This is a genomic window from Kribbella speibonae (assembly GCF_004331375.1).
Taxonomy (GTDB): Bacteria; Actinomycetota; Actinomycetes; order Propionibacteriales; family Kribbellaceae; genus Kribbella; species Kribbella sindirgiensis.
This window is the reverse complement of record NZ_SJKC01000005.1, coordinates 207,631-234,379: the sequence shown is the minus strand read 5'-3', so window position 1 is coordinate 234,379 and position 26,749 is coordinate 207,631. Positions and strand designations below refer to the sequence as shown.

The window sequence follows — 26,749 nt, the reverse complement described above, 5'->3', positions numbered from 1 at the left end:
TTGTCAGAGCACCCAATGAATCGTTTCACTCTCGGTTGGAGTCTCATGTCGCAACTCGCCGCACCCACCGCCCTCCGCTTCGAGCATCAGCCGGCACCAGAATCCGGCACCGTCGTGGGCCTCGGCACCGCGAGCCCGCGGATCTCCTGGCAGGTCCCGGCCGCGGACGCCGGCTACGCGCAGACGGCGTACGAGGTCGAGATCACCACCGGAACGACCGAAGTCTTCACCGTCCAGTCCCCCGACCAGGTCCTGGTGCCCTGGCCGGGCGCGGCGCTCACGTCGCGTGAGTCCGCGCAGGTCCGGGTCCGCGTCCGCGGTGACGACGACTGGAGCGAGTGGAGCGAGCCCGCGTCGGTCGAGACCGGTCTGCTGAGCCCGGACGACTGGACCGCCCGGTTCGTCAGTCCGCAGAACAACCCGCACGGCTCCCCCGCTCCGCTCGTCGGCGGCACCGCGGACCTCCCCGACGGCGTCGTGAAGGCTCGCCTGTACGCGACGTCGTACGGCATCTACATCCCCGAGCTCAACGGGCAGCGGGTCGGGGACGAGGAGCTGGCGCCCGGCTGGACGTCGTACCAGTTCCGGCTCCGCTACCAGACGTACGACGTGACCGAGCTTGTTCGACCTGGTGAGAACACACTCGAGTTCCTGCTCGGCAACGCCTGGTATCGCGGCCGGATCGGCTTCCAGGACCAGAAGCAGCTGTACGGCGAGCGTCTGGCCGTCCTCGCGCAACTCGAGGTCACCACCGAGGACGGGCAGATCCACACGTTCGCGAGCGACGGCACCTGGACCTCCCGGGAGAGCAACGTCGTCGCCGACGACCTGTACGACGGCCAGACCACGGACCTGCGCAGAGAACCCGGAGAGAGCTCTTCGGTGGACGTTCTCGACGCCGACCTGAACCTGCTCGTCGCTCCCGACGGCCCGCCGGTCCGGATCACCGAGGTCCTGCCCGCGCTCGAGATCACCACGTCGCCCACCGGCAAGACGCTCATCGACTTCGGGCAGAACCTCGTCGGCCGGGTCCAACTCACGGTCCGCGGTCAGGCCGCGGGCGACGAGATCGTCCTGCGGCACGCGGAGGTCCTGGAGAACGGCGAACTCGGCGTCCGCCCGCTCCGCACCGCGAAGGCGACCGACACCTACATCCTGGCCGGACCCGACGAGGTGACCCTCGACTCGCCGCTCACCTTCCACGGCTTCCGGTACGCCGAGGTCACCGGCGTGAACGAGCTGTCGAAGGACGACCTCGTCGCGGTCGTCGTCGGTACCGACCTGCGCCGCACCGGCTGGTTCGAATCGTCCGACGAGCTGCTGAACAAGTTCCACGACAACGTGGTCTGGGGTATGCGCGGCAACTTCGTCGACGTACCGACCGACTGCCCGCAGCGTGACGAGCGCCTCGGCTGGACCGGCGACATCCAGGTCTTCTCGCCGACCGCGACCTTCCTGTTCGACACCGCCGGCTTCCTCACCAACTGGCTCGCCGATCTGTCCGCCGAGCAGCAGAAGGACGGCTCCGTGCCGTACGTCATCCCGGACGTCCTGCGGGACCAGCACCCGGCGACGGCTGCATGGGGTGACGCGGCAACGATCGTGCCCTGGGTGATCTACCAGCGCACGGGCGACGCCGGCCTGCTCGCTCGGCAGCTGCCGAGCATGCGCGCCTGGGTCGACAAGATGGCCGACCTGGCCGGCAGCAACCTGCTGTGGTCCGGCGGCTTCCAGTTCGGCGACTGGCTCGACCCGACGGCTCCTCCGGAGAACGCGTTCAAGGCCAAGGCCGACGCGGACGTGGTCGCGACCGCGCACCTGGCCCGGTCGGCCGAGGTCGTCGCACAGGCCGCCGAGATCGTCGGTCAGCCCGACGTCGCCCGGCAGTACGCCACGCTGGCCGACGGCGTCCGGAAGGCGTTCGCCTCCGAGTACGTCACCGCCGGCGGCCGGGTACTGAGCGACGCGGCAACGACCTACGCCCTCGCGCTGCAGTGGGCGCTGCTGCCGACCGACGACCAGCGGCGCGGCGCCGGCGACCGGCTCGCCGATCTCGTCCGGACGTCGAGTTTCCGGATCAGTACCGGATTCGTCGGAACGCCGCTGATCTCGGACGCGCTGGCCGATTCCGGACATCCTGACCTGGCATACCGCCTCCTGCTACAGACAGGTTGCCCGTCTTGGCTGTACGCAGTGACGATGGGAGCCACGACGGTCTGGGAACGCTACGACAGCATGCTGCCCGACGGCAGCATCAATCCCGGCGAGATGACGTCGTTCAACCACTACGCCCTCGGCGCGGTCGCGGACTGGATGCACCGCCGGGTGGCCGGACTGGCCCCGGTCGATCCCGGCTACCGGACCTTCGAGGTGCGCCCACTCGTCACCGACCATCTGACGAAGGCCTCTGCCAGACATCTCACGCCGTACGGCGAAGCAGCCGTCGCGTGGGCCCGCGACAACGGTCAGGTCACCCTCTCGGTGACGGTACCGGTCGGATCCACGGCCAGCGTCGCCGTACCTGGACAGGACGAGCCGGTCGAGGTCGGTCATGGAACCCACGAGTGGACCGCCGCCGACCCGTACGCCGAGACGCCGGGCGTGCCCGCCGACGCCACGATCCGCCAGCTCGTCGACAACGCACCGGCGTGGACCGCGATCGTCGCGGCCGCCGTCGAGGACCAGGTCGTTGCCGCCGACACCGATCTCGCCACCCGCCTGGAGCGCTACCTCGACAAGCCGGCCGCCGAACTGCTCGCGGTGCTCGGCCGCTTCCGGAAGAACCCGACCGCGCCGGCCCTGCAGGCCGAGCTCGACGCGCGACTCACCCACTAACCCAACTCACCGACCGCCCCGCTGCCGTGACGTACATCCCTTGGAGGTCATGATGAGGTTCCGCCCAGGAGCCAGCGGACTCGCACTGCTGGCTGTCTGTTCCCTAACTCTTGCCGCGTGCAGCGCGGGCAGTCTCGGATCCAGCGACGACGCCGGTGGCAGCGGCGCGGTCGAGATCACGTACCTGACCACGAACCAGGACCAGGACGTGAAGGAGGCCGAGCAGCTCGCCAAGGACTTCCACGCCAAGAACTCGAACATCACCGTGAAGGTGGAGACCCGTCCGGGTGGCACCGAGGGCGACAACATCATCAAGACCCGGCTGTCCACCGGCGACATGGTCGACATCTTCAACTACAACACCGGGTCGCTGTTCAACGCGATCGCGCCGCAGAAGAACCTCCTCTCGGTCAACGACGAGCCCTGGGTCAAGGACCTGGACGAGAACTTCAAGAAGACCGTGACCGCCGACGGACAGGTGTACGGCGCACCCGTCGGCGGTTTCCAGGGCGGTGCGGTCCTCTACAGCATCCCGGTCTACGAGAAGCTCGGGCTGCAGATCCCGAAGACCTGGGCCGAGTTCATGGCCAACAACGCCAAGATCAAGGCCGGCGACCCCGGTGTCGCCCCCGTCATCCAGACGTACGGCGAGACCTGGACCTCCCAGCTGTTCGTGCTCGGTGACTTCCACAACGTCTCCGCGGCCGAGCCGGACTTCGCCGACAAGTACACCAAGAACGAGGCGAAGTACGCGACGTCGCCGGCCGCGCTGAAGGGTTTCGAGCACACCCAGGCCGTCCACGACGCCGGCTACGAGAACAAGGACTTCGCGTCCGCCAAACTGCCCGACGGCCTGAAGATGCTTGCCACCGGCAAGGGCGCGCACTACCCGATCCTGTCCGGCGTGGTCGCGAACATGGTCGCCACCTACCCGGACGCGGCCAAGACCGTCGGCCTGTTCGCGCTGCCTGGTGACGACGCGAGCAAGAACGGCCTGACGCTGTGGACGCCGGGCGGCCTGTACATCCCGAAGACCACCGAGGGCGCCAAGCTGGACGCGGCCAAGAAGTTCCAGGCGTTCGTCGCCAGCCCGGACGGCTGCAAGTCGCAGAACACGGCCGGCGCGCCGACCGGCCCGTACGCGGTCAAGGGCTGCACGCTCGGGGACGACGTACCGCGGTCGATCAAGGACATGCAGCCGTACCTCGACAAGGAGGGCTCGTCCAGCCTGGCCCTGGAGTTCCTGTCCCCGGTGAAGGGCCCGTCGCTGGAGCAGATCACCGTCGAGGTCGGGTCCGGCATCCGGAAGGCGAAGGACGGCGCGGCCCGGTACGACGAGGACGTCAAGAAGCAGGCCCAGCAGCTCGGGCTGGCGGGCTGGTGAGGTTATGACCGTTACCTCGGCCCGTCCTCAGGACCGCGTTGACTCGACCCCGGCCGCGAAGGCGGCCGGGGGGAAGGTCTACACGCCGTACTCGTTCTGGTTCTACCTGCCGACCGCGGTGATCTACACCGTGCTGTTCCTGGTCCCGACGTTCGCGTCGTTCTACTACAGCCTGACCCGGTGGAGCCTGTTCGAGTCGAAGTTCATCGGCCTCGACAACTTCGTCACGTTCTTCCAGGAACCGGCGCTGGTCAAGGGCTTCACCAACACGCTGGTCTACGCCGTGGTGACGTCGGGCTCGAAGGTCGTGCTCGGCCTGTTGCTCGCCGTCCTGCTGACCTCGCGGATCATCGGCCGCGGGTATCTCCGGTCGGTCGTGTTCTTCCCGGTGCTGGTCAGCACCGTCGGCGTCGGCCTGCTGTTCCAGGTACTGATGAATCCCGAGCGCGGCATCATCAACGGCGCCCTGGGCGTCCTCGGCATCGACGGGCCCGGGTGGCTGACGGACCCGAAGTGGGCGCTGATGTCGATCGCGGCCGTCGACGTGTGGAAGGGCGTCGGGCTGGCGACCCTGATCTACATCGCGGGCATCGTGTCGATCCCACGGGAGTACATGGAGGCCGCCCGGGTGGACGGCGCCGGGTCGTGGGAGTCGTTCCGGCGGATCGTGCTGCCGCTGTGCAAGCCGGCCACCGTCACCGTGATCATCCTGTCCCTGATCGGCGGCCTGCGGTCGTTCGAGCTGATCTGGGCGATGACGCGCGGCGGACCCGGGTTCACCTCGGACGTGATCTCGTCGGTGATCTACAAGCAGTACCAGGCCGGGTTCTACGGCCTGTCGACGGCCGGCAACGTGATCCTGTTCGTGGTCGTCACCGCGATCATCCTGCCGCTGTCGTGGTTCCTGAACCGGAAGGAGGTGGACATGTGAGTACCGCCGAACTCGTCAACCACCGGCCTGGCCGGAGCTACCTGCTCAGCGCGGTCGCGATCGTGTCCTCGATCGTGGTCTTCATCATCCCGTTCGCGTTCATCGTGCTGACCGCCGTGAAGGATCGGCAGCAGTCCGCGGACCTCGACTTCTCCTGGCCGCATCAGTTCCATTTCGTGCAGAACTTCGTCGACGTGGTCAAGGCCCGCGACTACATGCTGGTGATCGCCTTCATCAACAGCACGATCCTGACCGTGGCCAGCGTCGCCGGGATGGTCGTGCTGGCGGCGATGGCCGGGTTCGTGCTGCAGCGGCGGAAGAGCAAGTGGAACGGCTTCATCAACTTCCTGGTGCTGTCCGGGCTGATCATCCCGCCAGCTGTCGTCCCGACGATCTGGGTGCTGCAGAAGCTCGGGCTGTTCAAGACGATGCCGGGGCTGATCCTGATCGAGATCGCGTTCGGGCTGTCGTTCTGCATCCTGTTGTTCCGGGCCTTCGTGGCGACCATTCCCCGGGAGCTGGACGAGGCGGCCATCATCGACGGGGCCGGGCCGTTGCGGTTGTTCTTCCGGGTCATCTTCCCGCTGCTCAGATCCGTCATCATCACCGTCGTCGTGGTGCAGTCGGTCAACGTGTTCAACGACTTCGTGAACCCGCTGTACTTCCTGCCCGGCGACAAGAACGCCACCGTCCAGCTGACGCTCTACAACTTTTCCGGGCAGTTCAGCACCCAGTACAACCTGCTGTTCATGGACATCCTGCTGATCACGATCCCGCCGCTGATCATGTTCCTGTTCTTCAACCGGCAGATCGTGGCCGGTATGACGTCCGGAGCGGTCAAGGGGTAGCGGGTTTGCGGACGAGGTGGGCCGCCTGGCCCGCGTCCTTCTCGCCGGGCAGCGCCGCGCGGGTCAGGGTCGCCACCTCGGTGAACCCGGCCTTCGCGAGCAGCCCGGCGACGTCCGCGACGTCGTACATGTAGACCTCGAGGTCGATGTCGTGGCCGTAGGCGTTCCGCAGCTCCCGGCTGCCGGAGCCGACCTTGAAGCCGTGCACGAGGTGGCCGCCGGGCCGCAGCACGCGGAAGAGTTCCGCGAAGACGGCCGGAAGGTCCTCGCGTGGAGTGTGAACGAGCGAGTACCACGCGAGGGCCCCGGCCAGTTCACCGTCCTTCAGGTCCAGGTCGTACAGCGACCCGACCTCGAATCGGAGCTCCGGGTACTCCCGGCGGGCGACCTCGATCATCCCCGGCGTCAGGTCGACGCCGAACACGTCCATCCCCCGGCCGGCCAGGTACGACGTGATCCGCCCGGTGCCGCATCCGAGATCCCCCACCGGCCCCTCCGCCACTGTCTGCGCGAAGTAGTCGAGGGCACCGGTCTCGAACGGATCCGCGCGGTGGTAGTCCTTCAGAATCGCGTGATAGTCGGCGGCGGCAACGGTGTAGGACCCTTGGATATCGTTCACGCCAGGAGCTTAGGAAGTCCCGCCGACAGTTTCTCGTAGTCCGCGAGCGAGTTGTACGCGTGCGCCGACAGCCGGATGAACTTGCGCTCGTCGAACCCGGTGAAGGTGATCTCGGCCTTCAGTTCGCGGGACACCCGCAGCTTCAGCGCATCGCCGCCGCTGAGGTCGACCGAGGACGGCAGCTCGACCAGGCGCATCGTCGCCGGCGGGTGCGCCACCTCGGCCACGCCGGTCCCGAGCGCCTTCGCCAGGACCTTCGCGCCCTCCTCGACCAGCGTGGTCAGCTGCGGGCGACGGGTCGGCCAGTCCAGCTCCGCCAGGACCCGCAGCGACTCCGGCGCCGCGATCCACGGCACATAGTCGTACGTGCCGAGCATGTCGAACCGCTCAGGCATCCGCTCGTCGTACTCCGACCAGGACACGATCAGCGGCATCGACGCCGTCCGCCACTGCTCGGCGACGACCAGCCCGGCGGTCGCCCGCGGCGCGGCCGGCCACTTGTGGAAGTTTCCGGTCCAGAAGTCGGCGCCCGCGGACGCGGGAGCGTCGATCAGGGCCGGGGCGTGCGCGCCGTCGACGACGATCGGTACACCGCGGTCGTGGGCGGCCGCCACCAGCGCATCGATCGGGAACACCTTCGCCGTACCGGAGGTGATCTGGTCCACGATCAGGACGGACGCGCCGTCCAGGCGGTCCGCGATCAGCGCGACCACGGTCTCGTCGTCCGCCTCGATAGGGATCTCGGCGATCACCACCTCGGCGCCGCGTGCCTTCGCGAACCGCTCGGCCGCGAACCGCACCGCGCCGTACGCGTGGTCGGTCAGCACGATCCGGCTGCCCGCCGGGATCGGCAGCGTCTGGAGCGCGACGGTCACGCCGGCGCTCGCGTTCGGGACCAGCGCGAACCCGTCCGGATCGGTCTCCAGGTACGCCGCCAGCGCCAGGCGGCTCGCGGTGAGGCGGCCGGCTACGGTCCGGAACCACACCATCGGGTTGGCGTCCATCTCGGCGCGGAGACCGGCCATCACCTCCTGGGTGCGGCGCGGTACGGCGCCGTACGAACCATGGTTGAGGTGCAGGACATCGGGATCGAGGGTCCAGAGATCGGGGCGGGAGCTAAGCACCAGGCAACGGTACATACTTCAGGGTGTGTACCCCTACCTCGACCACGACGGACCGATCGCGATGGCCCATCGGGGCGGCGCGAAGCACCCTGACCTGATCGGCTACGAGAACTCGCTGCACGCGTTCCAGCACGCGGTCGACCTTGGGTACCGGTACCTGGAGACCGACCTGCACGCGACCAGCGACGGTGTCGTGATCGCGTTCCACGACGACAAGCTCGACCGGGTCACCGACCGGACCGGGGTGATCGCGGAGCTGCCGTGGTCGGAGGTCAGCCAGGCGAAGATCAACGGCCACGAGCCGATCCCCCGCCTCGACGAACTGCTCGAGCACTTCCCGGACACCCGGTTCAACCTCGACATCAAGGCCGAGGGCGGCCTGGAACCGGCCGCCAAGGTCCTGCGGGCGGCGAACGCGATCGACCGGATCTGCGTGTCGTCGTTCTCCCAGTCGCGGGTCAACCGGATCCGCAAACTGCTCGGTCCCCGGCTGTGCACCGGGTACGGCGAGCTGGAGATCGTGCTGATCCGCTTCCTGCCGTTCGCGCTGAACGCCCGCGGCGCCTGCCTGCAGATTCCCGAGCGGTACAAGTCGCTCCACGTGCTGACGCCCGGCCTGATCAAGCGCGCGCACTCCCGCGGCAAGCAGGTGCACGTCTGGACGGTCGACGACCCGGACACGATGCGCCGGATGCTCGACGCCGGCGTCGACGGCCTGATCACCGACCGCACCGACCTGCTGAAGGATGTCCTGGTCGAAAGGGGTCAGTGGCACTGAAGTGTTATCCGCGGGTACGTCGCTTCGTACCCCGGAAATGACACACTTCCGCGCATGGGACTTCTCTCCGCCCCGGCGGGCGTGGACAAGCGTGAGTACTGGGGCTTCAGCCTGTACGACTGGGCGAACTCCGGCTACGTCACCACGGTCGGCACCGTCCTGTTCGCGCCGTACCTGACGTCGGTCGCGGAATCGGCCGCCTGCGGGTACGTCGGGACCGCCGACAAACCGTGCCACACGAACCTGGACGTGCTCGGACTCGGCATCTCCCCCGGCTCGCTCGCGTTCTACGTCGTGACGCTGGCGACCCTGGTGTCGGCGCTGTTCCTGCCGGTGGTCGGCGCGATCGCCGACCGGATGACCCGCAAGAAGCTGCTGATGTGCGCGTTCGCCTGGGCCGGAGCGCTCGCCGCGAGCTCGATGGTGTTCGTCGGCGGCGGACGCTGGGCACTCGGTGCGCTCCTGCTGTTCATCGGCAACCTGTGCCTCGGCTCGTCGCTCGTGGTCTACGACTCGATCCTGATCGACGTCGCACCACCCGACCAGCGCGACGCCGTCTCGTCCCGCGCCTGGGCGTTCGGGTACGCCGGAGGGTTCCTGCTGCTCCTGGTCAACCTGGCCGTCGTCACCGCCCATGACGCTCTCGGGATGAGCCAGGGCACCGCAGTGCGTCTCAGCTTGCTCAGCGCCGGGCTGTGGTGGGGCCTGTTCACGTTCATCCCGTTCCTCCGCCTGCGCGACCGGCCACCTGTCAGCGTCGTCCAGGTCCGGAGCGGCAGTCTGGTCCGGCAGAGCTTCGGACAGCTCTCGGCGACCTTGAAGCACCTGCGCAACTACAAGATGACGATGCTGTTCCTGATCGCGTACCTGTTCTTCAACGACGGGATCCAGACGGTCATCTCGGTGTCGTCGACGTACGGCGAGAAGCAGCTCGGGTTCGAGACGCAGGTGCTGATCGCGACCATCCTGCTGGTCCAGTTCGTCGCGTTCTTCGGGGCGCTGGCGTTCGGCCGGTTCGCCCAGCGGTACGGCGCCCATCGCACGATCTCCGGCGGTCTGGTGATCTGGATCGTGATCGTGATCGCCGGGTTCCTGCTGCCCGCGCACGAGATCGTCCCGTTCCTGGCGATGGGGACCGCGATCGGCATCGTGCTCGGCGGGACGCAGGCGCTGTCCCGGTCGGCGTTCAGCCAGCTGATCCCGAAGGGCCGCGAGGCGGAGTACTTCTCGCTCTACCAGGCTGGCGAGCGCGGTACGTCGTGGCTCGGCACGCTGGTGTTCGGTCTCGTCCACCAGCTGACCGGCTCGTACCGTCCCGCGATCGTCGCCCTCGGCCTGTTCTTCGTCGTCGGTCTCGCGCTGCTCGTCCGCGTCGACATGCGCCGCGGCATCGACGAGGCCGGCAACAGCCAGCCGACCGTCGTCTGAGCGGAGGCGCCCGCCCTGGTGAGTACGGGCGCGTCCGCGTCCCGGGTCAGGCCGCGTTCGGCCCGACGTCGGCCGCGTTGAGCGGACGACGTACCGGTGTAGCGGTCGAGTACTCGTCGGCACCCACGTCGTACGGCGCTGTGCGGGCGTGCCCGTCGACGTCGTCGGTGACCTGCCCCGAGTGGTCGACGTCGGCGGCGTTGACGGCCGCGCTGCCCGTGCCGAGGCGGTACACGCCATCGGTTCCCGCGGTCAGCTTCGGATCGGCCCGGGTGTAGCCGGACGACGGGATGTTGCCGGCCGTCGCCGCGCCCCACGTGATGTTGCCTGCCCAGGTGAGGCCGTCGAGGTACGGCATGTCGACCAGCTCGCCGCTGTCACCGGTCATCAGATTGTCAGCCACCACGCAGTCCAGCGGAGGCACGGTGCGCTGGCTCTCGCCAACGAGGGCCTGGCCGTTGTTCCGGAGCGTGTTGAGCGCGATCGTCACGCGGTCCGGCGCGTCGTTGCCGGTCCGGGAACTGGACGGCTCGCCCTCGTAGTGGTCCCGTTCCGTGCCGCTGCCGAGCACCACACCGGCGCCCGCGATCCCGCTGACGTAGTTGTTCACGATCAGATGGTCGTTGCCGTAGATCCGGATCCCGTTGTCCCCGGACAGCAGGTAGTTGCTCTCGACCCGGTTGTCGTTGCCGTGCCGCAGGACGAGCCCGCCGAGGGACGAGCGGATCGTGTTGTACCGGATGGTGTTGCCCGACGACTTCACCGAGATCGCCTCGGGATCGCCGTCGCACCGCTCGAACAGGTTGTACTCGACCGTCGCGTCGGCGGTACTGAGCGCCCGGCCGCTCACGCCGAGCCGGATCGGTTCACCGCCGTTCGAGCCGCTGAACGTGTGGTCGCGGAAGTAGTTCCGCAGGATGTGCGTGCGTTGCGCCATCGCCTCCGACCCCGGGCCGTCGATCACCAGGTACACGCCGACGGTGGACTTGTCGTGGAACACGTTGCGGTCGATCTTCGCGTCGTCGCCGCGGACGACGACCCAGTGGCCGGTCGACGCCGCGAGCGCGAAGTCGTTGCGGGTCAGCCGGATCCGCGGGCAGTTCGCCGGGATCTCCAGCGTCGTACTCTGCCGGAACGCGAACCCGCTGATCGTGATGTCCGACGATCCGCTCAGCACGAAGCTCTGCGCGCCGGTGAGCGTCACCCCGCCGCGGCTCTGGGCCACGATCGTGATCGGCCCTTGCCGGTTGGTGATCGTGATCGGCGACCCGGACGGTACGGCGTACGAACCGTTCGCCAGCGTGATCGTGGTGCCGGCGGTGGCGGTGTTGATTGCCTGCTGCAATTGGGCCAGCGAGGTCACCGTGGCCTGCTCCGAGGCGAGCGCGGCACGCGCACCCACCAAGGTCAGGCCGATGGCACCACTGCCGGCGAGGAACGTACGACGGTCCATGACGAGGCTCCTAGTTGTTGGGGCGGTACAACTTCCGGTACTCGCTCGGGGTCACCGAGCTCACCTGGCGGAACACCTTGGAGAAGTAGGACTGATCCATCCCGACGGCGGCCGCGATCTCCTCCATCGGGCGCGCGGTCGCCGTCAGCTCACGCTGGGCCCATTCGATCCGGGCCCGCTTGATGTACTGCTTCGGCGACAACCCGAACTCGGTCCGGAAATGCCGCAGGAAACTCGGGAGGTCGTAGCCGAACACGGCCGCCAACTCCTCGACACTCGGCAGCGTCGCGAGGTTGTCCTGGATGTACTGCACGATCCCGGACTCGCTCGTCTGCCGCTCCGACAACCGCACCGACCCGGGCGGCGCACTGTCCAGGTAGTGCGCGAACAATGCGGTCAGCGCCGAACGCAGCCGCAGCGGCGTCGCAAGACCGGGCGGGTCCCGGTCCGCCGCACCGACCTGCTCGAACAGGGCGGCCGCCTCCTCGGGCGCCTTGCTCGGGACGATGTACGGCAGCGTCAGCATCTCGCCGATGTCCCGATCGCCGATCAGCGCGTTGAAATGCAGCCAGTGCTTGCGGAAAACGTTGTCGCTGATCGTCTCGTACGACACCGGCACATCGGCCGGCAGATAGACGAGCTCACCGGGCCGCGGGTACAGCTCCTGGTCTCCTACGACCAGCCGCCCCTCCCCCTCCAGAATCAGGTACAGCCGCGAGAACGGATCCGGCATCAGCGGCCGCGACCACTCCCGGTGCACCTTGGTGATCCGGGCCGCGACGACCAGGTCCAGCCGCAGCCGGTCGAGATACGTCCGGATGATCTCCAGCTCGCTCTCCTGCACCATGTTCTTCTGGGCCGTCGTCATCACGCGTGCGGCCCCACATCAGTGGACGTCAACGGGCGGTACGTCGGTCGGCGGGCCGAGTACTCGTCCGCGCCGACATCCGCTGCGCGCCCCGTCCGGTGATCCCCATCCAGGTCACGGGCGACGTCCGGGTACGACCGGGAGGCGGCGTTGATCGCCGGGCTGCCCGCGGTAAGTCGACGTACCCCGTCGGGCCCTGGCGCGAGCCGTGGGTCGGCTCGGGTGAACCCGGCCGCGGGCGCGTTGCCGTCGGCGCCTTGTCCCCAGTGGATGTTGCCTGACCAGGTGATGCCGTCCTGGAACGGCATGTTCACCAACTGCCCGCTGTCTGCCACCAACAGATTGTCAGTCACCGCGCACCCGACCGGCGGCAGGGTCCGGTGGCTCTCGCCGACGACACCGGACTCGCAGTCGAGCACGGTGTTCAGCGCGATCCGCACCCGGTCCGGCGCGTCGTTCCCGCGCCGGGAGTCGGCCGGCTCGCCCGGGTAATGGTCCCGGACGTTGCCGCTGCCCAGGACGACGCCCGCGCCGCTGATCCGCTCCATGTAGTTGTTCACGATCAGGTGGTCGTTGCCGTAGATCCGGATCCCGTTCTCCCCCGACAACAGGTAGTTGCCTTCGACCCGAGTCGCGTTGCCGTGCCGCAGCACGATGCCGCCCAGGCTGTCGCGGATCGTGTTGTGCCGGATCGTGTTACCCGACGACTTCACCGAGATCGCCTCCGGGTCGCCGTTCGCGCGCTCGAACAGGTTGAACTCGACGACCGCACCGGCCGTCGACAGCGCCCGCGGGCTGACCCCGAGCCGGATCGGCTCGCCGCCGTTGTCGCCGGGGAACGTGTGGTCGCGGAAGTAGTTGCGGGTGATGTGCACCCCGCGCGCCATCCCGTCCGTCCCGGGGCCCTCGATCCCGAGGTAGATGCCCAGCGTCGACTTGCCGTGGAACTCGTTGCGATCGATCGTCGAGTAGTCGGCCCGCACCATCACCCAGTGCAGCCCCTCGAGATCGGCCAGCTGGAAGTCGTTGCGGGTGAGCCGGATCCGCCGGCAGTCCGGCGGTACGTCGAGCGTCGTACGCTGCCGGAACGCGAAGCCGCTGATCGTGACGTCCGAGGATCCGCTCAGCACGAAGCTCTGCTCACCGGTCAGCACGACACCGCCGACCGACTCCGCGCGTACGACGATCGGCTCGTCGCGAGTCCCGCGCTTGCCGGTGACCGGAATCGGGCCCTCATAGGTGCCGTTGGCAACCGTGATGACGGTGCCCGGCACCGCGCGGGCGATCGCGGCCCGGAGTTCCTCGACGGAGCGGACCAGCTTGCCACGGGCGTGTGCGGGCACCGCCGCGGTCACGCCGATTCCGACCAGACCGGTGGCTGCGAGGAAGGTACGACGATGCATATCCCGCTCCCGATTAGTACTTTTTGAGCCTCATTTCGTCGGAAGATAGCGCTTTCCGCACGAACGCGTCAATGACTCATCGGATCTCTGTCAGTCCGGTACGACGGAACTCACGAACGCACGCACGTCGGCGGCCGACGGGCGGATGCCGGTGCGGTCGGCGAACATCATGTGTGTCGAGCCGATCAGCGTAAGGCCGAGTACGTCGGTGTTCGCGTCCGGCTGGATCCGGCCGTAGGTCTGCTCCGCGGCGAGGTAATCCCGGATGACCTGGCCGGCCTCGCTGAGGATCGGTACGCCGGTCGGGACGGCCTCGCGCAGACGGGCGCGGAGGCCGTCGCGGGAGATCGTGAGGCTGACGATCGCTACCGCCACCGAGCCGAACAGGTCGGTCAGCATGGCGGTGAGGTTGTCGACGACACTCCCCTGTCCCGCACTCTTCAGCAGTGTCTCGGCCTGGACGTCGAGGCGGCGGATCCGGTCGAGAACGAGCTCCGCGAGGAACCCGTCGAAGTCCGTGAAGTGCTTGTGCAGCAGGCCTTTCGCGCACCCGGCCTCGGTCGTCACCGCACGACTCGTGAGCGCCTCGGGACCATCCCGCAGCAACACCCGCTCAGCCGCGTCGAACAGCTGCTCCCGCGCATCCCGCATCGCCACGCCGGTAGGCATCTCACACCGTCCCTTGACACAAGTGGGCAACCGCCCACTACCGTGGGCACATGCCCACTCTACCCTCGAATCCTGCCCCGCATCGGCCCGCCGTCCCCAACCCGACCCGGCCCGCCGACGTCGACCCGCATCGGCGGCGGGAGATGGCTGAGTCGTTCGGTGCCGACGCGGCGCTCTACGACCGGGCTCGGCCGTCCTACCCGGCCGCCCTCATCGACGCACTCGTCGCCGCCGCACCTGGACGCGACTTCCTCGACGTCGGATGTGGTACCGGCATCCTGTCCCGCCAACTCCAGGCGGCGGGCTGCCAGGTCCTCGGCGTCGACGTGGACGAGCGAATGGCGGCGTACGCGCGGTCGACCAGCGTCGACGCCGAGGTCTCCCCCTTCGAGACCTGGGATCCGGACGGCCGCACTTTCGATGCGCTCGTCGCCGGCATGACCTGGCACTGGATCGACCCAGCCGTCGGCGCCGCGAAGGCCGCTGGCATCCTCCGCCCCGGCGGCACGTTCGCCGTCTTCTGGTACGTCCTGCAACCACCACCCGCCCTCGGCGCCGCCTTCGCGGAGGTGCAACGCGACGTACTCCCCGACACCCCGGCCCCCGCGTCACCTCTCGGCGCGTACGAACAGTTCCTCGACCGAACCGCCGACAACCTGACCGACGCCTTCACGGACGTCTCCCGCGCGACCTTCCCGTGGTCCCGCACCTACACCCGCGACGAGTGGCTCGACCAACTCCGCACCAGCGGCATCGCCAAACCCCTCGCCACCGCCGGCAAACTCGACACCCTCCTCACCAGAACCGGAACCGCCATCGACGCCGCCGGCGGCACCTTCACCCTCGACTCCGTCGCCGTAGCCCTCACCGCCACCCGAACCTGACACCATGCCGTGGTGAACCCCACCCTGGTCCCAGAGCTCCTCGTGAAGTCCGTTGCCGCCAGCACGCATTTCTGGTGCGAACTGTGTGGGTTCGAGGTGCTCTACGACCGCCCGGAGGAAGGCTTCGCGTACCTCGCGCTGGGCGACGCGCACGTCATGCTCGAGCAGGTCGGCGTCGGCCGGAACTGGATCACCGGACGCCTACGCCCACCCCTGGGCCGCGGCGTCAATTTCCAGATCGCCGTACCCGCGATCGCGCCACTCGTCGAGTCGCTGAATGCGGCTGGCTGGGCGCTGTTCATGCAGCCGGAGACGAAGTGGTACCGGACCGGCGACGGCGAGATGGGGGTCGAGCAGTTCCTGGTGACGGACCCCGACGGGTACCTGCTCCGGTTCCAGGCCTCGCTCGGACACCGCTGACGTGCGCCCGGCCGGGGTGCTGGCCGGGCGCACGGATCGAGGGGATCCTCAGCGGGAGGACGGGGTCGCGGTCGGGTTGCGGAAGCCGCCGAAGGAGCCCTGGCGGACCGTGTTCGCGGTGATCGTGCCGTTGGCGTTCTGGCCGCTGACGACGACCTGCTCCCCCGCCTTCAGGTCCGCCGCGGTGCCCTTCGCGGTGATCTCGTACGTCGTGTCGCCGGTGAGCTTCACCGTGACGTTGCCGGACTGCGTCTTCACGACCAGCTCGGAACTGGTCGCCGAGACGACGGTGCCGACCGTCCCGCCACCACCTTGCGCCGCGCCAGGTCCCTGACCGGGCGCGTTCTGCCCGTAGCCCTGGCCCCGGAACCCGCCGTACCCGCGGCCACCCGCACCTGCCTGCGGCTGGTTCGACGAGCTGTCGGACGCGAACGCCGCATGCAGTCCGGCGCCGCCGCCGAGTCCGACGGCGAGTACGACGATGCCGGTCAGGATCGCCGTGGCCAGCGGGAGGCTGAGGGTCTTCTTCGGCTTCAGCGCCGCGTCGACTTCCTCGTCGGACCCGATCTGGGCGAACTCGTCGGGCGTCTGGTTACTCATCTGAAAGACCTCTCACTCATGCCGTAGTGCGTCGATGGGACGAAGACCGGCGGCTCGGTGCGCCGGCATGCTGCCGAAGAACAGGCCGACCGCCGCGGACACGCCCAGCGCGAGCCCGATCGACGACGGCACGAGCACCGGCTGTACGCCGGCCAGCTGGAAGCGGGTGACGATCAGCGCGGCGCCGACCCCGACCGCGCCGCCGATCAGGCTGAGCAGTGTCGCCTCGATCAGGAACTGGCCGAGGATCGTCCGCCGCCGGGCGCCGAGCGCCTTGCGGATCCCGATCTCCCGGGTCCGCTCGGTGACCGTGACCAGCATGATGTTGGTGACCCCGATCCCGCCGACGACGAGGCTGATCGCGGCCACCGTCGCGAGCAGGGCGGTGAACGTCGCCGCGGTGTCCTGGCTGGTCTGCAGGATCTGCGCCGAGTTCGTGATCCGGAACGGCGACGTCTCGGTCGCCGGCACCTGGTGCCGGGCGGTCAGCAGTTGCGTGACCTCGGCCTGCGCGATGTCCACCCGATCCGTGGCGCTGGCCTGCACGACGATTTGGCTGAGGGGACCGTAGCCGGCCTGGGTCGCGCGGAGCGTGCTGATCGGCATGATCGCGGTCGCGTTCGGATCGTTGAAGCCGGTGCTGTCCTTGCTCGCGAGCACCCCGCGGACGACGAAGTCCACGGCGCCGAGCTTGATCGTCTGGCCGACCGCGCTCGCCGGCCGGGTGAACAGCTCGGTCGCGGTCGTTTGCCCGAGCAGGATGACCCGCTGCGAGGTGTCGACGTCTTCCTGGGTGAACGACGCCCCGGTCCCGACCGGTGTGTTGGTGGCCGGCATGTACTCCGGGGTCGTACCGATCACCTGGCTCACCGTGTAGCTGGTGTCGCCGTTCGTCGCCGTCGCGCCGCTGCTCGTCATCACCGGGGCGACCGCGGAGACATCGGGCGCGAGCCGGGCGTCGGCCAACGCGGCCGCATCGTCGAGGGTCAGGCTGTACTGCTGAGCCGCAGGTCCGGCCTGGCCGCGCTGGAAACCGCCGCCGCCACCGCCGGTGGTGGAGACCGTGAGCAGGTTGGTGCCCATCGCCTCCAGCCGGTCCTGGACCGCCTTCCCGGAGCCGTTGCCGACCGCAACCAGCACGATGACGGCGCCGACCCCGATCGAGACGCCGAGGACGGTGAGGAGGGATCTCAGTTTGTTCGCCGTGAGGCCGCGGAGCGCGGCGCCCATCAGGTCGCGGGGAGACATCAGCGGGTCACCTCGTCGGAGACGATCCGGCCGTCGGAGACCTGTACGAGCCGCCGGGCGCGGGCCGCGACGTCGTGCTCGTGGGTGATCACGACGATGGTTCGGCCGTCGGCGTGCAGGTCGTCGAACATGCCGAGTACCTCGTCGGTCGAGTGGGCGTCGAGGTTGCCGGTCGGCTCGTCGGCGAGCAGGATCCGCGGACCGGTCGCCAGCGCCCGGGCGATCGCCACCCGCTGCTGCTGACCGCCGGACAGCTCGTTCGGCCGGTGCCCGGTGCGGTCGGCGAGACCGACGAGTTCGAGCGCCCGGTTGGCCCGCTTGCGGCGTTCGCCGCGGCGCAGGTGGGCGTAGGTGAGCGGAAGCTCGACGTTCGCGAGCGCCGTCGTCCGCGGGATCAGGTTGAACGACTGGAAGATGAACCCGATCTTCCGGCCGCGGACGAGCGCCTGCTGGTCCTCGCTCAGCCGGGCCACGTCGCTGCCGTCGAGCCAGTACTCCCCGCGGGACGGTACGTCGAGGCAGCCGAGGATGTTCATCAACGTCGACTTGCCGGATCCGGACGAGCCCATCACCGCGACGTACTCGCCGGCCTCGATCCGCAGCGACACGCCTCGAAGCGCGTGCACCGCGGTCTCGCCCTGGCCGTACGTCTTGGTGACCTCCCGGATCTCGATCAGGGACTCAGCGGCCACGGAAGCCTCCGGCGCCGGTGCCCTGACCGACGCCCTGGCCGGGGAACTGGCCGCCGCCCGGCTGCTGACCTTGCCGGTTCTGGCCGTTCTGCGTCCCGGTGCCGCCGATCGCGCCCTGCAGCAGCTCGACCTGGTCGCCTTCGTTCAGGCCCGACGTGATCTGGGTGTAGCTGTCGCCCCGGACGCCGACCTGCACCTCACGCGTCCCGCTCCCGTCGGCCATCGTCACCGTGTACGTCGTACCGCTGGTCGCGATCGCCGTGCTCGGGACGTACAGGGCGTTGGCCGCCTTCGCGGTCTGGACCGTGACGTTCGCGGTCTGACCCATCCGGGCGTTGGCCGGGAGCTTGGCGAGGCTGAAGGTGGCCGAGTACGAGACCACGCCGTTCGTGGTGGTCGGCGTCGGGGACACGGTCGCCAGCGAGGCGGTGAGCGTCGTACCGGGCTCGGCGTTCAGGGTGACCGTCGCGGTCTGGCCGGCCTTGATCTTGATCGCGTCCGCCTCGGCGAACGCGGCCACGACCTGCAGCGACTTCAGATCGGCCATGTCGACGAACCCGGTGCCGGACGTGGTGGTGGAGGTTGAGGCTGAACCTTGACCTGAGGTTGACCCCTGCCCGGCTGAACCGGAACTGGAGTTCGAGCTGGAGTTCGAGCTGGAACCGCCCGCGACCGAGCCGACCGAGCCGTTGATCGCGGTGATGGTGCCGGCGATCGGCGCCTTGAGCGTGGTCGCGTCGACCGCGGCCTGCGCCGCCTCGACGTTCTGGTCGGACTGTTCCTTGTCCGCCTTCGCCTTCGCCAGACTCGCCTCGGCGTTGCTGACGGCAACTTCCGGACTCTGACTCTGACCCTGACCTTGAGACTGCTGGGTCTGCTGTTGCTGGCCGTTGCTCGGGGTCGGCGTCGGCGAGGGTGAGGCGGAGGCTTCCTCGGCCTCCTCGAGGGCTTCCTGGGCGTCGCTGAGCGTCTCCTCGGCCGCGGTGACCGAGTTCGCCGACGCGATCTGGTTCTGCTGGGCGATCCGCAACTGCCGCTCGGCGGCGGCCGGGTCGACCTTCGCGATCGCGGCGCCCTTCGTCACCACCTGGCCGACCTTCACGAGCACCTGCGTCACCGTGCCGGACGTCTCGAACTGCGGGGACGCGGTCTGGGAGCTCTGCAGCGTGCCGCTCGAGCTGACACTCGCGGTCACCTCACCCCGCTGCACGGCCACCGAGGGCCGGGTCGCGCTGGCGGCCGGCGGATCCTTCTTGAAGAACAGGAAGTAGGCAGTGAGGGCGATGGCGAGCACGATGGCCACCAGGGCCACGTTCACGAAACTGAGGCCACGGAGCTTGTGGCGGGGTAGCACCATGGACGCTGAGGCTAGGGACGATTGCTGAGGAGGAGATCCTCGAATCCTGGCAACAGGCTGTGAACCAGGTATCGATTCGGTGCGTCGTACTTCGGGCGGCTTGCGACACACCGTGGTCCGTAAACAGTCGATGACAGCAGGTCACGACCTCGGTGTCAGGTGCGTACATATTGCTCGGACATGCCAAAATGGGAATGATCCGGGCCGGCCGACCGTTGGCTCGGATGACGATCTCGGAGGTTTGACATGTCTAATCGCGTACTGCGTGGTTCGGGGCTGGGTGGGGTCAGCTTCGAGGATGACCGCGGTGTCGAGTTCGCGCCGCGCCAGATGATCACGTACGACTGCCCCCGCGGTCACGTGGTCGAGGTGACGATGGCGCACGACGCCGAGGTTCCCGCGATCTGGGAATGCCCGCACTGCGGCAGCGAGGCCGCCCGGTCCACCGGCGAGAAGCCCGAGCCGAAGCAGGAGAAGCCGGCGCGTACGCACTGGGACATGCTGCGCGAGCGCCGGAGCATCTCCGAACTGGAGGAGCTGCTGGCCGAGCGGGTCGAGCTGCTCCGCAAGGGCGAGATCGGCCCCGCGCACCTGCACCGGACCAAGCGCACCGCCTGATCCATCGGGAAGCCCTCACCGCAACGGCGCGGTGAGGGCTTCTTGTTGTCCTGATTTGCCTAGAGCCTTTAGGCAATTCCATAATAAGCTATGGCAAGAGTGGGGTTGAGCGGTGCGCGGCTCGCGCAGGCCGGGGCCGAGCTGGCCGACGAGGTCGGCTTCGAGCAGGTCACCGTGTCGGCGCTGGCCCGGCACTTCGGCGTCCAGGTGGCGAGCCTGTACTCGCACGTTCGCAGCTCCGACGACCTGAAGGCCCGCATCGCCACGGTCACCCTCACGGAGCTGGCCGACCAGGCTGCCGCCGCCCTCGCCGGGCGGGCCGGCCGCGACGCCCTGCACGCCCTCGCCGACGTCTACCGCGACTACGCACGCGCTCACCCAGGCCGCTACGCCGCCACCCGCCACACCGCCGCTGCCTCGGAGCCGTACGTGGCTGCTGGGCGGCGGCACTCTGAACTCGTCCGAGCGGTCCTCCGGGGCTACGACCTCGGCGAACCCGCCCAGACCGACGCCGTCCGCCTCCTCGGCAGCACGATCCACGGCTACATCACCCTCGAGCTCGCCGGATCCTTCGCGCACAGCGAGCCGAGCGCCGGCGACAGCTGGCCACGCATCATCGACGCCCTCGACACCCTCCTCCGCAGCTGGAGCTGACATGTACACCACCCCGATCACCACCGACCTGCTTCGCGGTGCGCTCGACCTCGAGCAGACCCCTCGCGGCGTCCTTCCACACCGCCTTCCGGCCTGGGCGCGAACGCAGTACGACGACGGCCAGATGTCGATGGTCGAGTCGCAGCCCTCCGGCGTACGCCTCGTCTTCCGTACGGCGGCCACCGTCATCGAGCTCGAGACACTGCCGACGAAGCGGGACTACGTCGGCGCTCCCCCGCGCCCGGACGGCGTGTACGACGTACTCGTCGACGGACGGCTGGTGACGCAGCTCACTGCGACCGGCGGCGACGTGATCACCATCGACCTGATGACGGGCGCCACGTCGACCCGCGCGGGGCACGCTGAGACGCTGCGAGTCGACGGGCTGGCCGCCGTACCGAAGACCGTCGAGATCTGGTTGCCGCACGACGAGACCACCGAACTCGTTACCCTGCGCACCGACGCTCCGGTGGAGCCGGTGCCGGTCACGCGGCGGGTCTGGCTGCACCACGGAAGCTCGATCAGCCACGGGTCGAACGCCACCCACCCGACCGGCACCTGGCCGGCCCTGGTCGCCGCTCAGGCCGGCGTCGAACTCGTCAACCTCGGCTTCGGCGGCAGCTCGTACCTGCAGCCGTTCATCGCCCGCACGATCCGCGACACGCCCGCGGACCTGATCAGCCTCAAACTCGGCATCAACATCGTCAACAGCGACGGGCTCCGCCTCCGCAGCTTCACCCCCGCCGTCCACGGCTTCCTCGACACCATCCGCGACGGCCACCCCGACACGCCCCTGCTGGTCGTCTCCCCCATCCTCTGCCCGATCCACGAGGACACCCCCGGCCCGACCAACTGGGACCTCTCCGCACTGGCCGCCGGCGAACTCCGCTTCACGGCCAGCGGCAACCCCGACGAGATCCCAGCCGGCAAACTCACCCTCTCGATCATCCGCACCGAACTGTCCCGCATCCTCACCCAACGAGCCCTCACCGACCCCAACCTCCACCACCTCGACGGCCGCACCCTCTACGGCGCCCCAGACAACCTCGCCCACCCCCTCCCCGACGACCTCCACCCCGACGCCCCCACCCTCGAACTCATCGCGACGCGATTCGTGCAGCACGCGTTCGAGCCCAAAGGACCGTTTTCCGCTTGACCCTGCCATTGCTGAATTCCGGTTGTTTCCAAGGCGAAACAGGTGCACCGTAGACAGTGACCTGGGGAGCCGGGGGGCGACCAGTGGAGACCGCAGGTATAACAATTGTGCTGCTCGGAGCGGTGAGCCTTGTCGCCGCAATCACGAATGGCCTTCGGTTCATCAACGTCGAGGTACCGGCACTGACTTCACCGGCGTTGCGATGGGTTTTGGCGATCGTCGGTCTGGCCCTGGTCGTGGTCGGCTTCGTTGTCTTCGGACGCCCTGTCGAAGGCGGCACGCCGCTACCAGGACCCACGACCAGCCAACCGGCGCCGCCGAGTCCGCGACCGGAATCAACTGGACCAGTAACGGCGCCCGAGACAACACCATCCGCTCAGGCTTACGCGCGTCAGGCTGCGTCGTACTGCGCGGCGTCTGCGAGTCAAATCAATGCGCTCGTCCAGCCGACAACCGATGACGAACGCATCAACTACACGTTTGATCTCGCCGCCGTTCTTGAGCAGTTGGCGACGAATCTTGACACCCTCACGCGTGATGCTCCAGATCCAGGCAAACATTCCCAACTCGTATTCCGGATCGGTAATACAGCGGACAGTCTCAACAGCGCAGCCACCGCGCTCCGCACCGGCGACAAAATCGGCTACGACCAAGGCTGGGACAACGCCGATCAGTACCGTGCCGACTTCAACCGGGTGGCCGTCCAGCTCGCGCTGCACAGCTGCCAGGTGAAGTAGCGGGACTGTCATGGCGCTCGTCGTTCCCCTCGCACTGATCGTCCTCGGATCACTCCTGCTGGACGCCGCCGTACGCATGCTCCTGCCGCCGGAGCCAGACCCAGCTCCCAGCCCTGCGAACCCGATCTTCCGGGTCCTGGGCTTGGCGGTCATGGTGTTGGGACTCATCAACACGATCCGTGGTGTCGGCGCCGTCCTGGCGACCATGGATCTGCCCGATCCCTACAGCGTGCCTGGCGCCCGGGCCATCGCCGACGCAGCTGGGGCCGTGGTCTGGGGCGCAATGATCCTGACCATCGGCGCCTACATCTGGCGAGGCGCGAAGCGGCGAGGTGCGAGGGATCGTGGCGGCCGGCTGCTCATCGTCGCCGGCTACGTTCTGGTGGCTGTCGCACTGAGCGAAGCCATCGACGTCGGCACCGGAATCTGGAACCCGCCGACAGACCCTGATGCGCTGGATCCTGATGACGAGGCGTTGGTGACGTTCCTTGCGTGGGGCGCACCTGGTGCCGCACTTGTCCACATCGGCGCCGGGCTGGCCCACGAGAAGATCCTGGCGAAGGCGACGTTCTCCACTTGAGACGAGCTCACCCAGCCCTGGTGACGCCGTCTGCGGATTCTCAAGGCTGTTCTGCGCAGAGGCAGCTGACGCCGCGGTCGATCCACTCTGGGAGGCGCCAGTCTGGGTGGCGCTCGATCATCAGGGTGCGGATCTCGGCGGCGGTTGTTTCCTCGGGGAGGCCGGTGTCGCGGCGTGTCCAGGTCTCGTCGCGGAGTTCGACGAGGTAGTCGCGGACCTGGGCGAGGAGTTGTGTGTTGCCGACCGCGCCGTGGCCGGGGACGACGATCTGGTGGTTCTCGGCGGCGAGGCGGTTCAGGACCTCGATCCAGCGGACGCCGGACACGTCGACGTCGTACGGCGGGAACCACGGGAAGATCGCGAACTGGTCCGTCTCGGCCAGGTCGCCGGTGAACAGGACGCCGGCGTCGGGAACCGTGATGACCTGATCGCCCTTGCTGTGCGCCCGTCCGGTCGGGCGGAGCTGCACGGTCCGGCCGCCGAGGTCGAGCTCGTACGTACCGTCGTACGTCTGGTCGGGGACCGGGATGCGAACCCCTTCCAGCTCACGCGCGACCGGCTCGCCGAGCTGCCGGAACATGCCCAGGTAGCCGTCGCCCTTGGTCGCGAGGTCGTCGGCCTGCGCGGTGTTCAGCAGGTACGTCGCTTCGCCCGCAAACACCTGCGCGCCGAACGCATGCTCGGGGTGGAAATGCGTCGTTGTCAGGTAGAGCCGCCGGCCGTTCGCGTACGACGTGGCGAACCGCAGGACCTGCTCCGCGTTCCGCGGGCCGAGGCCGGTGTCGACGACGAGGACCGCCTGGGTGCCGCCGATGAGGCCGATGTTGGGGACGAGGTCGACGTTGCGGTTCGGGATCACGACGAGGTCGCGGACGAGTTCCTGGACGTCGGCGAGGTCGACGAGCGGATCGGCGTACGGGTAGTCGGGCATGGGTTCAGCTCAGCACCGGACGGGGCGGCGCGTCCAAGACCGGTCCCGCATTGTCGATACCCAGCGGGTATCGTCGCAGGTGATGGAACTGCGGACCTTGCGGTACTTCGTGGCGGTCGCCGAAGAGCTGCACTTCGGGCGGGCCGCGGCGCGGCTGCACATGAGCCAGCCGCCGCTCAGCCGGGCGATCCAGCAACTCGAAGCCGACCTCGGTACGCCGCTGTTCCGCCGGTCATCCGGCGGGGTCAGTCTCACCGCAGCCGGGTCGGCGCTACTCAAGGAGGCCCGGGCGCTTCTGGAGCAGACCGAGCAGGTCCGCGCCCGGGTCGCCGCCGCGGCCGGGACCGCGACGCTCACCGTCGGCATCCTCAGCGACAGCCAGGACCCGGACATCTCACGTCTCGCCGCGGTCTATCGCCGACGCCACCCGAACGTCGACGTACACATCCGCGAGGCCGACCTCACCGACCCGACCTGCGGACTCCGCGCCGGTCTCGTCGACGTCGCCCTCACCCGCGGCCCGTTCGACGAGACCGGTCTGCGCGTCCACGAACTGCGCTCCGACCCGGTGGGCGCCGTACTCCGCGCCGACGACCCGCTGGCCAGCCGCGACGAACTGAAACTCGCCGACCTCGAAGGCCGCCGCTGGTTCCAGTTCCCCGCCGGCACCGACCCCCACTGGCAGTCCTACTGGAACGGCGGCGAGCCCCGCCAGGGCCCGATCGTCCGAGCCGTCCAGGAATGCCTCCAGTCCGTCCTCTGGAACGGCACCGTAGGCCTGGCCCCCCTCACCACCCACAACCCCGGCAACGAACTAGTCACCATCCCGATCCAGGACCTCCCACCCAGCCCCCTCGTCATCGCCTGGACCGAATCAACCCCTCTGACCCGGTCCTTCCTCCAAACAGCAAAATCCATCTACCGCCCCTGACCGGACAGGCTTGGGGCTCAGCCGTTGGTCGACGATCATGGCCCAGTTGCGGCGTACCGGGCGGCGATGGTGCGGACGGCCTCGTCGACTACCTGTGCGACGCGGTCGGCGCTCACCTCCCAGCTCGGTATCAGGAGTGTCGGCCAGAAGACATAGTTGGAGATCATGCCCAGGAACTGGGTGGCAGCGAGGTCCACGTCCTCGACCTGCACCGTTCCTGCCTCGTGCTCAGCCAGGAGGTAGCTGCGTACGGACTCGAAGTAGGGCATCTTCCCGTGGGAGAACTGCGCATGAGCGAGCTCAGGGAATCGCGGAAGCTCGGCGATGACGATCCTGAACAGGTCGGCCATTTGGGCACGGCCCAGCAGTTCCGCGTAACGGCGACCGATGATGCCGAGCCCGTCGACGACGTTGCCTGCCGGCGGAGGATCCTCTTCGTCAGCGCTCGACCAGGACTCGGTCACGATGGCGTCGAAGAGGGCAGCCTTGCTCGGGAACTGCTTGAACAAGGTGGCTCGCGAAACGCCCGACCGCTCGGCGATCCGCGCGAGCGATGTCCGGTCGTAGCCCAGCTCGAGAAACAGTGCGGTCGCGGCCGCCACGATCATCGCGCGCTTCTCCTGGGCGACGCGCTGGTGGTACGTCGTCGCAGCTCCGCTCATGCAGCGAGCATACGAGGTGAGTGGCTTGACTCACCACTCGGACCGATTTAGCATCCAGGCCATGGTGAGTCGGTCGACTCACCATCGGCTCCGGCCGGCTCCCTCAGACCGAAGGAACATCTGATGCCCCGCTTCGACAACCAGACCGTGCTCGTGACCGGTGGGACCGGCGGCCAGGGCTCGAGCCACGTACGCGCCTTTCACGCGGAGGGAGCGAACGTGGCGATCGGCGGCATCGATGCCGAACGCGGCGCCGCCCTCGCCGACGAGCTCGGGATCCGCGCTCGCTTCATCCGGCTTGACGTGACCGACGAGAGTTCGTGGTCCGCTGCTGTGCGAGCCGCTGAGCGCGCCTTCGGCGCCCTGAACGTGCTCGTCAACAACGCGGGCGTCCAGAACCCGCCGGCCACCATCGAAGAGACGGACCGGGCCACGTGGTCGCGAATCCTCGACATCAATCTCACCGGGACCTTCCTCGGCCTCAAGGTTGCGGCCCCCGCGCTGCGTCGCGCAGGAGGGGGAGCCATCGTCAACATCGCCTCGACCATGGGCCTGGGTGGAACGGCTCACTACGCGCCGTACGTTGCCAGCAAGTGGGCCGTGCGAGGCCTCACCCAGACAGCCGCACTCGAGCTTGGCCGCGACCACATCCGGGTGAACACCATCCACCCCGGCGTGATCGCGACCTCCTTCATCCATGAGCCGGCAGCCGGCGCTACCGCGGCCATCGCCGACTTCTACTCACCCGCCCCGTTCGCCATCCCACGGCTCGGAGAGCCGACCGACGTCACCCGGCTCCTCCTCTTCCTCACGTCATCGGACGCCTCGTTCGTCACGGGTGCGGAGTACGTCATCGACGGTGGACTCCTCCTCGGCCCCGCCCTCCAGACCGAGACCGCATGAGCCAACACGACTCGAAGCCTGGGCTGTCACCCGCCT

General features: G+C 68.4%; 27 protein-coding genes. 15 read left to right on the top strand and 12 right to left on the bottom strand.

All coding sequences use genetic code 11. The annotated features are described in order from the left end of the window. Positions 1 to 45 precede the first annotated feature (45 nt). Genes E0H92_RS32325 through E0H92_RS32310 form a run of 4 tightly spaced genes read left to right on the top strand, consistent with a single transcriptional unit; the run spans position 46 to position 5,998 of the window. Positions 46 to 2,835, top strand: a complete 2,790-nt coding sequence (locus E0H92_RS32325; RefSeq protein WP_131498919.1) for a family 78 glycoside hydrolase catalytic domain — start codon at positions 46 to 48, stop codon at positions 2,833 to 2,835. A 52-nt stretch (positions 2,836 to 2,887) separates the two neighbouring features. Then, positions 2,888 to 4,219: an ABC transporter substrate-binding protein gene (locus tag E0H92_RS32320; protein WP_131498918.1), complete on the top strand. Its 1,332-nt coding sequence runs from the start codon at positions 2,888 to 2,890 to the stop codon at positions 4,217 to 4,219. Positions 4,220 to 4,223: 4 nt separating this feature from the next. Next, positions 4,224 to 5,150, top strand: coding sequence for a carbohydrate ABC transporter permease (locus E0H92_RS32315; protein WP_131461508.1), 927 nt, complete (start codon positions 4,224 to 4,226; stop codon positions 5,148 to 5,150). After that, on the top strand, positions 5,147 to 5,998 hold the full coding sequence (locus E0H92_RS32310; RefSeq protein ID WP_131461507.1) for a carbohydrate ABC transporter permease: 852 nt from the start codon (positions 5,147 to 5,149) through the stop codon (positions 5,996 to 5,998). The genes E0H92_RS32315 and E0H92_RS32310 overlap by 4 nt, the downstream gene beginning before the upstream one ends. Here E0H92_RS32310 and E0H92_RS32305 read toward each other — a convergent pair. After that, complete coding sequence (locus tag E0H92_RS32305; RefSeq protein WP_131498917.1) at positions 5,988 to 6,617, bottom strand: class I SAM-dependent methyltransferase; 630 nt, start codon at positions 6,615 to 6,617, stop codon at positions 5,988 to 5,990. The two genes, E0H92_RS32310 and E0H92_RS32305, sit on opposite strands and share 11 nt — an antisense overlap. Beyond that, positions 6,614 to 7,741: an aminotransferase class V-fold PLP-dependent enzyme gene (locus tag E0H92_RS32300; RefSeq protein WP_238173690.1), complete on the bottom strand. Its 1,128-nt coding sequence runs from the start codon at positions 7,739 to 7,741 to the stop codon at positions 6,614 to 6,616. Before E0H92_RS32300 ends, E0H92_RS32305 begins: the two co-directional genes overlap by 4 nt. A 25-nt stretch (positions 7,742 to 7,766) precedes the next feature. Between E0H92_RS32300 and E0H92_RS32295 the strand changes: the two genes are divergently transcribed. Continuing rightward, a complete protein-coding gene (locus tag E0H92_RS32295; protein WP_202873941.1) occupies positions 7,767 to 8,519 on the top strand; it encodes a glycerophosphodiester phosphodiesterase family protein in 753 nt (250 codons plus the stop codon). Between the two features lie 54 nt (positions 8,520 to 8,573). Further along, positions 8,574 to 9,947 carry an MFS transporter gene (locus tag E0H92_RS32290; RefSeq protein ID WP_131461504.1) on the top strand — a complete coding sequence of 458 codons (1,374 nt, stop codon included), beginning with the start codon at positions 8,574 to 8,576 and terminating at the stop codon, positions 9,945 to 9,947. A gap of 46 nt (positions 9,948 to 9,993) precedes the next feature. Here the strand turns inward: E0H92_RS32290 and E0H92_RS32285 are convergent, their stop codons facing one another. The 4 genes from E0H92_RS32285 to E0H92_RS32270 form a co-directional block, all read right to left on the bottom strand. Next, entirely contained in the window at positions 9,994 to 11,400 is a 1,407-nt protein-coding gene (locus E0H92_RS32285) for a polysaccharide lyase 6 family protein (RefSeq protein WP_131461503.1), read from the bottom strand. 10 nt (positions 11,401 to 11,410) lie between these two features. After that, positions 11,411 to 12,268, bottom strand: coding sequence for a helix-turn-helix domain-containing protein (locus E0H92_RS32280; RefSeq protein ID WP_131498915.1), 858 nt, complete (start codon positions 12,266 to 12,268; stop codon positions 11,411 to 11,413). After that, a complete protein-coding gene (locus E0H92_RS32275) occupies positions 12,268 to 13,671 on the bottom strand; it encodes a polysaccharide lyase 6 family protein (RefSeq protein ID WP_131498914.1) in 1,404 nt (467 codons plus the stop codon). Before E0H92_RS32275 ends, E0H92_RS32280 begins: the two co-directional genes overlap by 1 nt. Before the next feature lie 90 nt (positions 13,672 to 13,761). After that, positions 13,762 to 14,340, bottom strand: coding sequence for a TetR/AcrR family transcriptional regulator (locus E0H92_RS32270; RefSeq protein WP_131498913.1), 579 nt, complete (start codon positions 14,338 to 14,340; stop codon positions 13,762 to 13,764). A 50-nt stretch (positions 14,341 to 14,390) separates the two neighbouring features. Here E0H92_RS32270 and E0H92_RS32265 point away from each other — a divergent pair, with 50 nt between their 5' ends. Both E0H92_RS32265 and E0H92_RS32260 read left to right on the top strand, forming a co-directional pair. After that, a complete protein-coding gene (locus E0H92_RS32265) occupies positions 14,391 to 15,224 on the top strand; it encodes a class I SAM-dependent methyltransferase (protein ID WP_202873940.1) in 834 nt (277 codons plus the stop codon). 12 nt (positions 15,225 to 15,236) lie between these two features. After that, entirely contained in the window at positions 15,237 to 15,644 is a 408-nt protein-coding gene (locus E0H92_RS32260) for a bleomycin resistance protein (RefSeq protein ID WP_238173689.1), read from the top strand. A 48-nt stretch (positions 15,645 to 15,692) separates the two neighbouring features. On the opposite strand, the gene E0H92_RS32255 is transcribed toward E0H92_RS32260, so the two are convergent. The 4 genes from E0H92_RS32255 to E0H92_RS32240 are packed head-to-tail and all read right to left on the bottom strand — an operon-like array spanning position 15,693 to position 19,541. Continuing rightward, on the bottom strand, positions 15,693 to 16,244 hold the full coding sequence (locus E0H92_RS32255; protein ID WP_131498911.1) for a hypothetical protein: 552 nt from the start codon (positions 16,242 to 16,244) through the stop codon (positions 15,693 to 15,695). 12 nt (positions 16,245 to 16,256) lie between these two features. After that, entirely contained in the window at positions 16,257 to 17,492 is a 1,236-nt protein-coding gene (locus E0H92_RS32250; protein ID WP_131498910.1) for an ABC transporter permease, read from the bottom strand. Beyond that, positions 17,492 to 18,184, bottom strand: coding sequence for an ABC transporter ATP-binding protein (locus E0H92_RS32245; protein ID WP_131498909.1), 693 nt, complete (start codon positions 18,182 to 18,184; stop codon positions 17,492 to 17,494). Before E0H92_RS32245 ends, E0H92_RS32250 begins: the two co-directional genes overlap by 1 nt. Further along, a complete protein-coding gene (locus E0H92_RS32240; protein WP_131498908.1) occupies positions 18,174 to 19,541 on the bottom strand; it encodes an efflux RND transporter periplasmic adaptor subunit in 1,368 nt (455 codons plus the stop codon). Before E0H92_RS32240 ends, E0H92_RS32245 begins: the two co-directional genes overlap by 11 nt. A 246-nt stretch (positions 19,542 to 19,787) precedes the next feature. On the opposite strand from E0H92_RS32240, the gene E0H92_RS32235 reads away from it, so the two are divergent. From E0H92_RS32235 to E0H92_RS32215, 5 genes are all read left to right on the top strand, one after another. Continuing rightward, positions 19,788 to 20,159, top strand: a complete 372-nt coding sequence (locus E0H92_RS32235) for an RNA polymerase-binding protein RbpA (protein WP_131296220.1) — start codon at positions 19,788 to 19,790, stop codon at positions 20,157 to 20,159. Between the two features lie 90 nt (positions 20,160 to 20,249). Further along, positions 20,250 to 20,813 (top strand): TetR/AcrR family transcriptional regulator, encoded by a 564-nt coding sequence (locus tag E0H92_RS32230; protein ID WP_131498907.1) that lies wholly within the window; start codon positions 20,250 to 20,252, stop codon positions 20,811 to 20,813. A gap of 1 nt (position 20,814) precedes the next feature. Next, on the top strand, positions 20,815 to 21,969 hold the full coding sequence (locus E0H92_RS32225) for an SGNH/GDSL hydrolase family protein (RefSeq protein ID WP_131498906.1): 1,155 nt from the start codon (positions 20,815 to 20,817) through the stop codon (positions 21,967 to 21,969). A gap of 107 nt (positions 21,970 to 22,076) precedes the next feature. Further along, the gene (locus E0H92_RS32220) at positions 22,077 to 22,706 is read left to right on the top strand and encodes a hypothetical protein (protein WP_131498905.1); all 630 of its coding nucleotides are present in this window, start codon (positions 22,077 to 22,079) and stop codon (positions 22,704 to 22,706) included. Positions 22,707 to 22,716: 10 nt separating this feature from the next. Next, positions 22,717 to 23,286, top strand: coding sequence for a hypothetical protein (locus E0H92_RS32215; protein ID WP_131498904.1), 570 nt, complete (start codon positions 22,717 to 22,719; stop codon positions 23,284 to 23,286). Between the two features lie 40 nt (positions 23,287 to 23,326). Here the strand turns inward: E0H92_RS32215 and E0H92_RS32210 are convergent, their stop codons facing one another. Beyond that, a complete protein-coding gene (locus E0H92_RS32210; protein WP_131498903.1) occupies positions 23,327 to 24,217 on the bottom strand; it encodes an MBL fold metallo-hydrolase in 891 nt (296 codons plus the stop codon). Between the two features lie 82 nt (positions 24,218 to 24,299). On the opposite strand from E0H92_RS32210, the gene E0H92_RS32205 reads away from it, so the two are divergent. Continuing rightward, complete coding sequence (locus tag E0H92_RS32205) at positions 24,300 to 25,148, top strand: LysR family transcriptional regulator (RefSeq protein WP_131498902.1); 849 nt, start codon at positions 24,300 to 24,302, stop codon at positions 25,146 to 25,148. A 35-nt stretch (positions 25,149 to 25,183) separates the two neighbouring features. On the opposite strand, the gene E0H92_RS32200 is transcribed toward E0H92_RS32205, so the two are convergent. Then, positions 25,184 to 25,810, bottom strand: coding sequence for a TetR/AcrR family transcriptional regulator (locus E0H92_RS32200; protein WP_131498901.1), 627 nt, complete (start codon positions 25,808 to 25,810; stop codon positions 25,184 to 25,186). Positions 25,811 to 25,933: 123 nt separating this feature from the next. Between E0H92_RS32200 and E0H92_RS32195 the strand changes: the two genes are divergently transcribed. Continuing rightward, a complete protein-coding gene (locus E0H92_RS32195; protein ID WP_131498900.1) occupies positions 25,934 to 26,713 on the top strand; it encodes a glucose 1-dehydrogenase in 780 nt (259 codons plus the stop codon). Positions 26,714 to 26,749: the final 36 nt, after the last annotated feature.

Coding starts and splice junctions, on each gene's coding strand:
- E0H92_RS32225 (WP_131498906.1), top strand. CDS start 20,815: ATGTACACCACCCCGATCACCACCGACCTGCTTCGCGGTGCGCTCGAC.
- E0H92_RS32205 (WP_131498902.1), top strand. CDS start 24,300: ATGGAACTGCGGACCTTGCGGTACTTCGTGGCGGTCGCCGAAGAGCTG.
- E0H92_RS32275 (WP_131498914.1), bottom strand. CDS start 13,671: ATGCATCGTCGTACCTTCCTCGCAGCCACCGGTCTGGTCGGAATCGGC.
- E0H92_RS32285 (WP_131461503.1), bottom strand. CDS start 11,400: ATGGACCGTCGTACGTTCCTCGCCGGCAGTGGTGCCATCGGCCTGACC.
- E0H92_RS32230 (WP_131498907.1), top strand. CDS start 20,250: ATGGCAAGAGTGGGGTTGAGCGGTGCGCGGCTCGCGCAGGCCGGGGCC.
- E0H92_RS32320 (WP_131498918.1), top strand. CDS start 2,888: ATGAGGTTCCGCCCAGGAGCCAGCGGACTCGCACTGCTGGCTGTCTGT.
- E0H92_RS32235 (WP_131296220.1), top strand. CDS start 19,788: ATGTCTAATCGCGTACTGCGTGGTTCGGGGCTGGGTGGGGTCAGCTTC.
- E0H92_RS32250 (WP_131498910.1), bottom strand. CDS start 17,492: ATGTCTCCCCGCGACCTGATGGGCGCCGCGCTCCGCGGCCTCACGGCG.
- E0H92_RS32265 (WP_202873940.1), top strand. CDS start 14,391: ATGCCCACTCTACCCTCGAATCCTGCCCCGCATCGGCCCGCCGTCCCC.
- E0H92_RS32315 (WP_131461508.1), top strand. CDS start 4,224: ATGACCGTTACCTCGGCCCGTCCTCAGGACCGCGTTGACTCGACCCCG.
- E0H92_RS32280 (WP_131498915.1), bottom strand. CDS start 12,268: ATGACGACGGCCCAGAAGAACATGGTGCAGGAGAGCGAGCTGGAGATC.
- E0H92_RS32270 (WP_131498913.1), bottom strand. CDS start 14,340: ATGCCTACCGGCGTGGCGATGCGGGATGCGCGGGAGCAGCTGTTCGAC.
- E0H92_RS32325 (WP_131498919.1), top strand. CDS start 46: ATGTCGCAACTCGCCGCACCCACCGCCCTCCGCTTCGAGCATCAGCCG.
- E0H92_RS32215 (WP_131498904.1), top strand. CDS start 22,717: ATGGCGCTCGTCGTTCCCCTCGCACTGATCGTCCTCGGATCACTCCTG.
- E0H92_RS32240 (WP_131498908.1), bottom strand. CDS start 19,541: ATGGTGCTACCCCGCCACAAGCTCCGTGGCCTCAGTTTCGTGAACGTG.
- E0H92_RS32255 (WP_131498911.1), bottom strand. CDS start 16,244: ATGAGTAACCAGACGCCCGACGAGTTCGCCCAGATCGGGTCCGACGAG.
- E0H92_RS32210 (WP_131498903.1), bottom strand. CDS start 24,217: ATGCCCGACTACCCGTACGCCGATCCGCTCGTCGACCTCGCCGACGTC.
- E0H92_RS32200 (WP_131498901.1), bottom strand. CDS start 25,810: ATGAGCGGAGCTGCGACGACGTACCACCAGCGCGTCGCCCAGGAGAAG.
- E0H92_RS32290 (WP_131461504.1), top strand. CDS start 8,574: ATGGGACTTCTCTCCGCCCCGGCGGGCGTGGACAAGCGTGAGTACTGG.
- E0H92_RS32195 (WP_131498900.1), top strand. CDS start 25,934: ATGCCCCGCTTCGACAACCAGACCGTGCTCGTGACCGGTGGGACCGGC.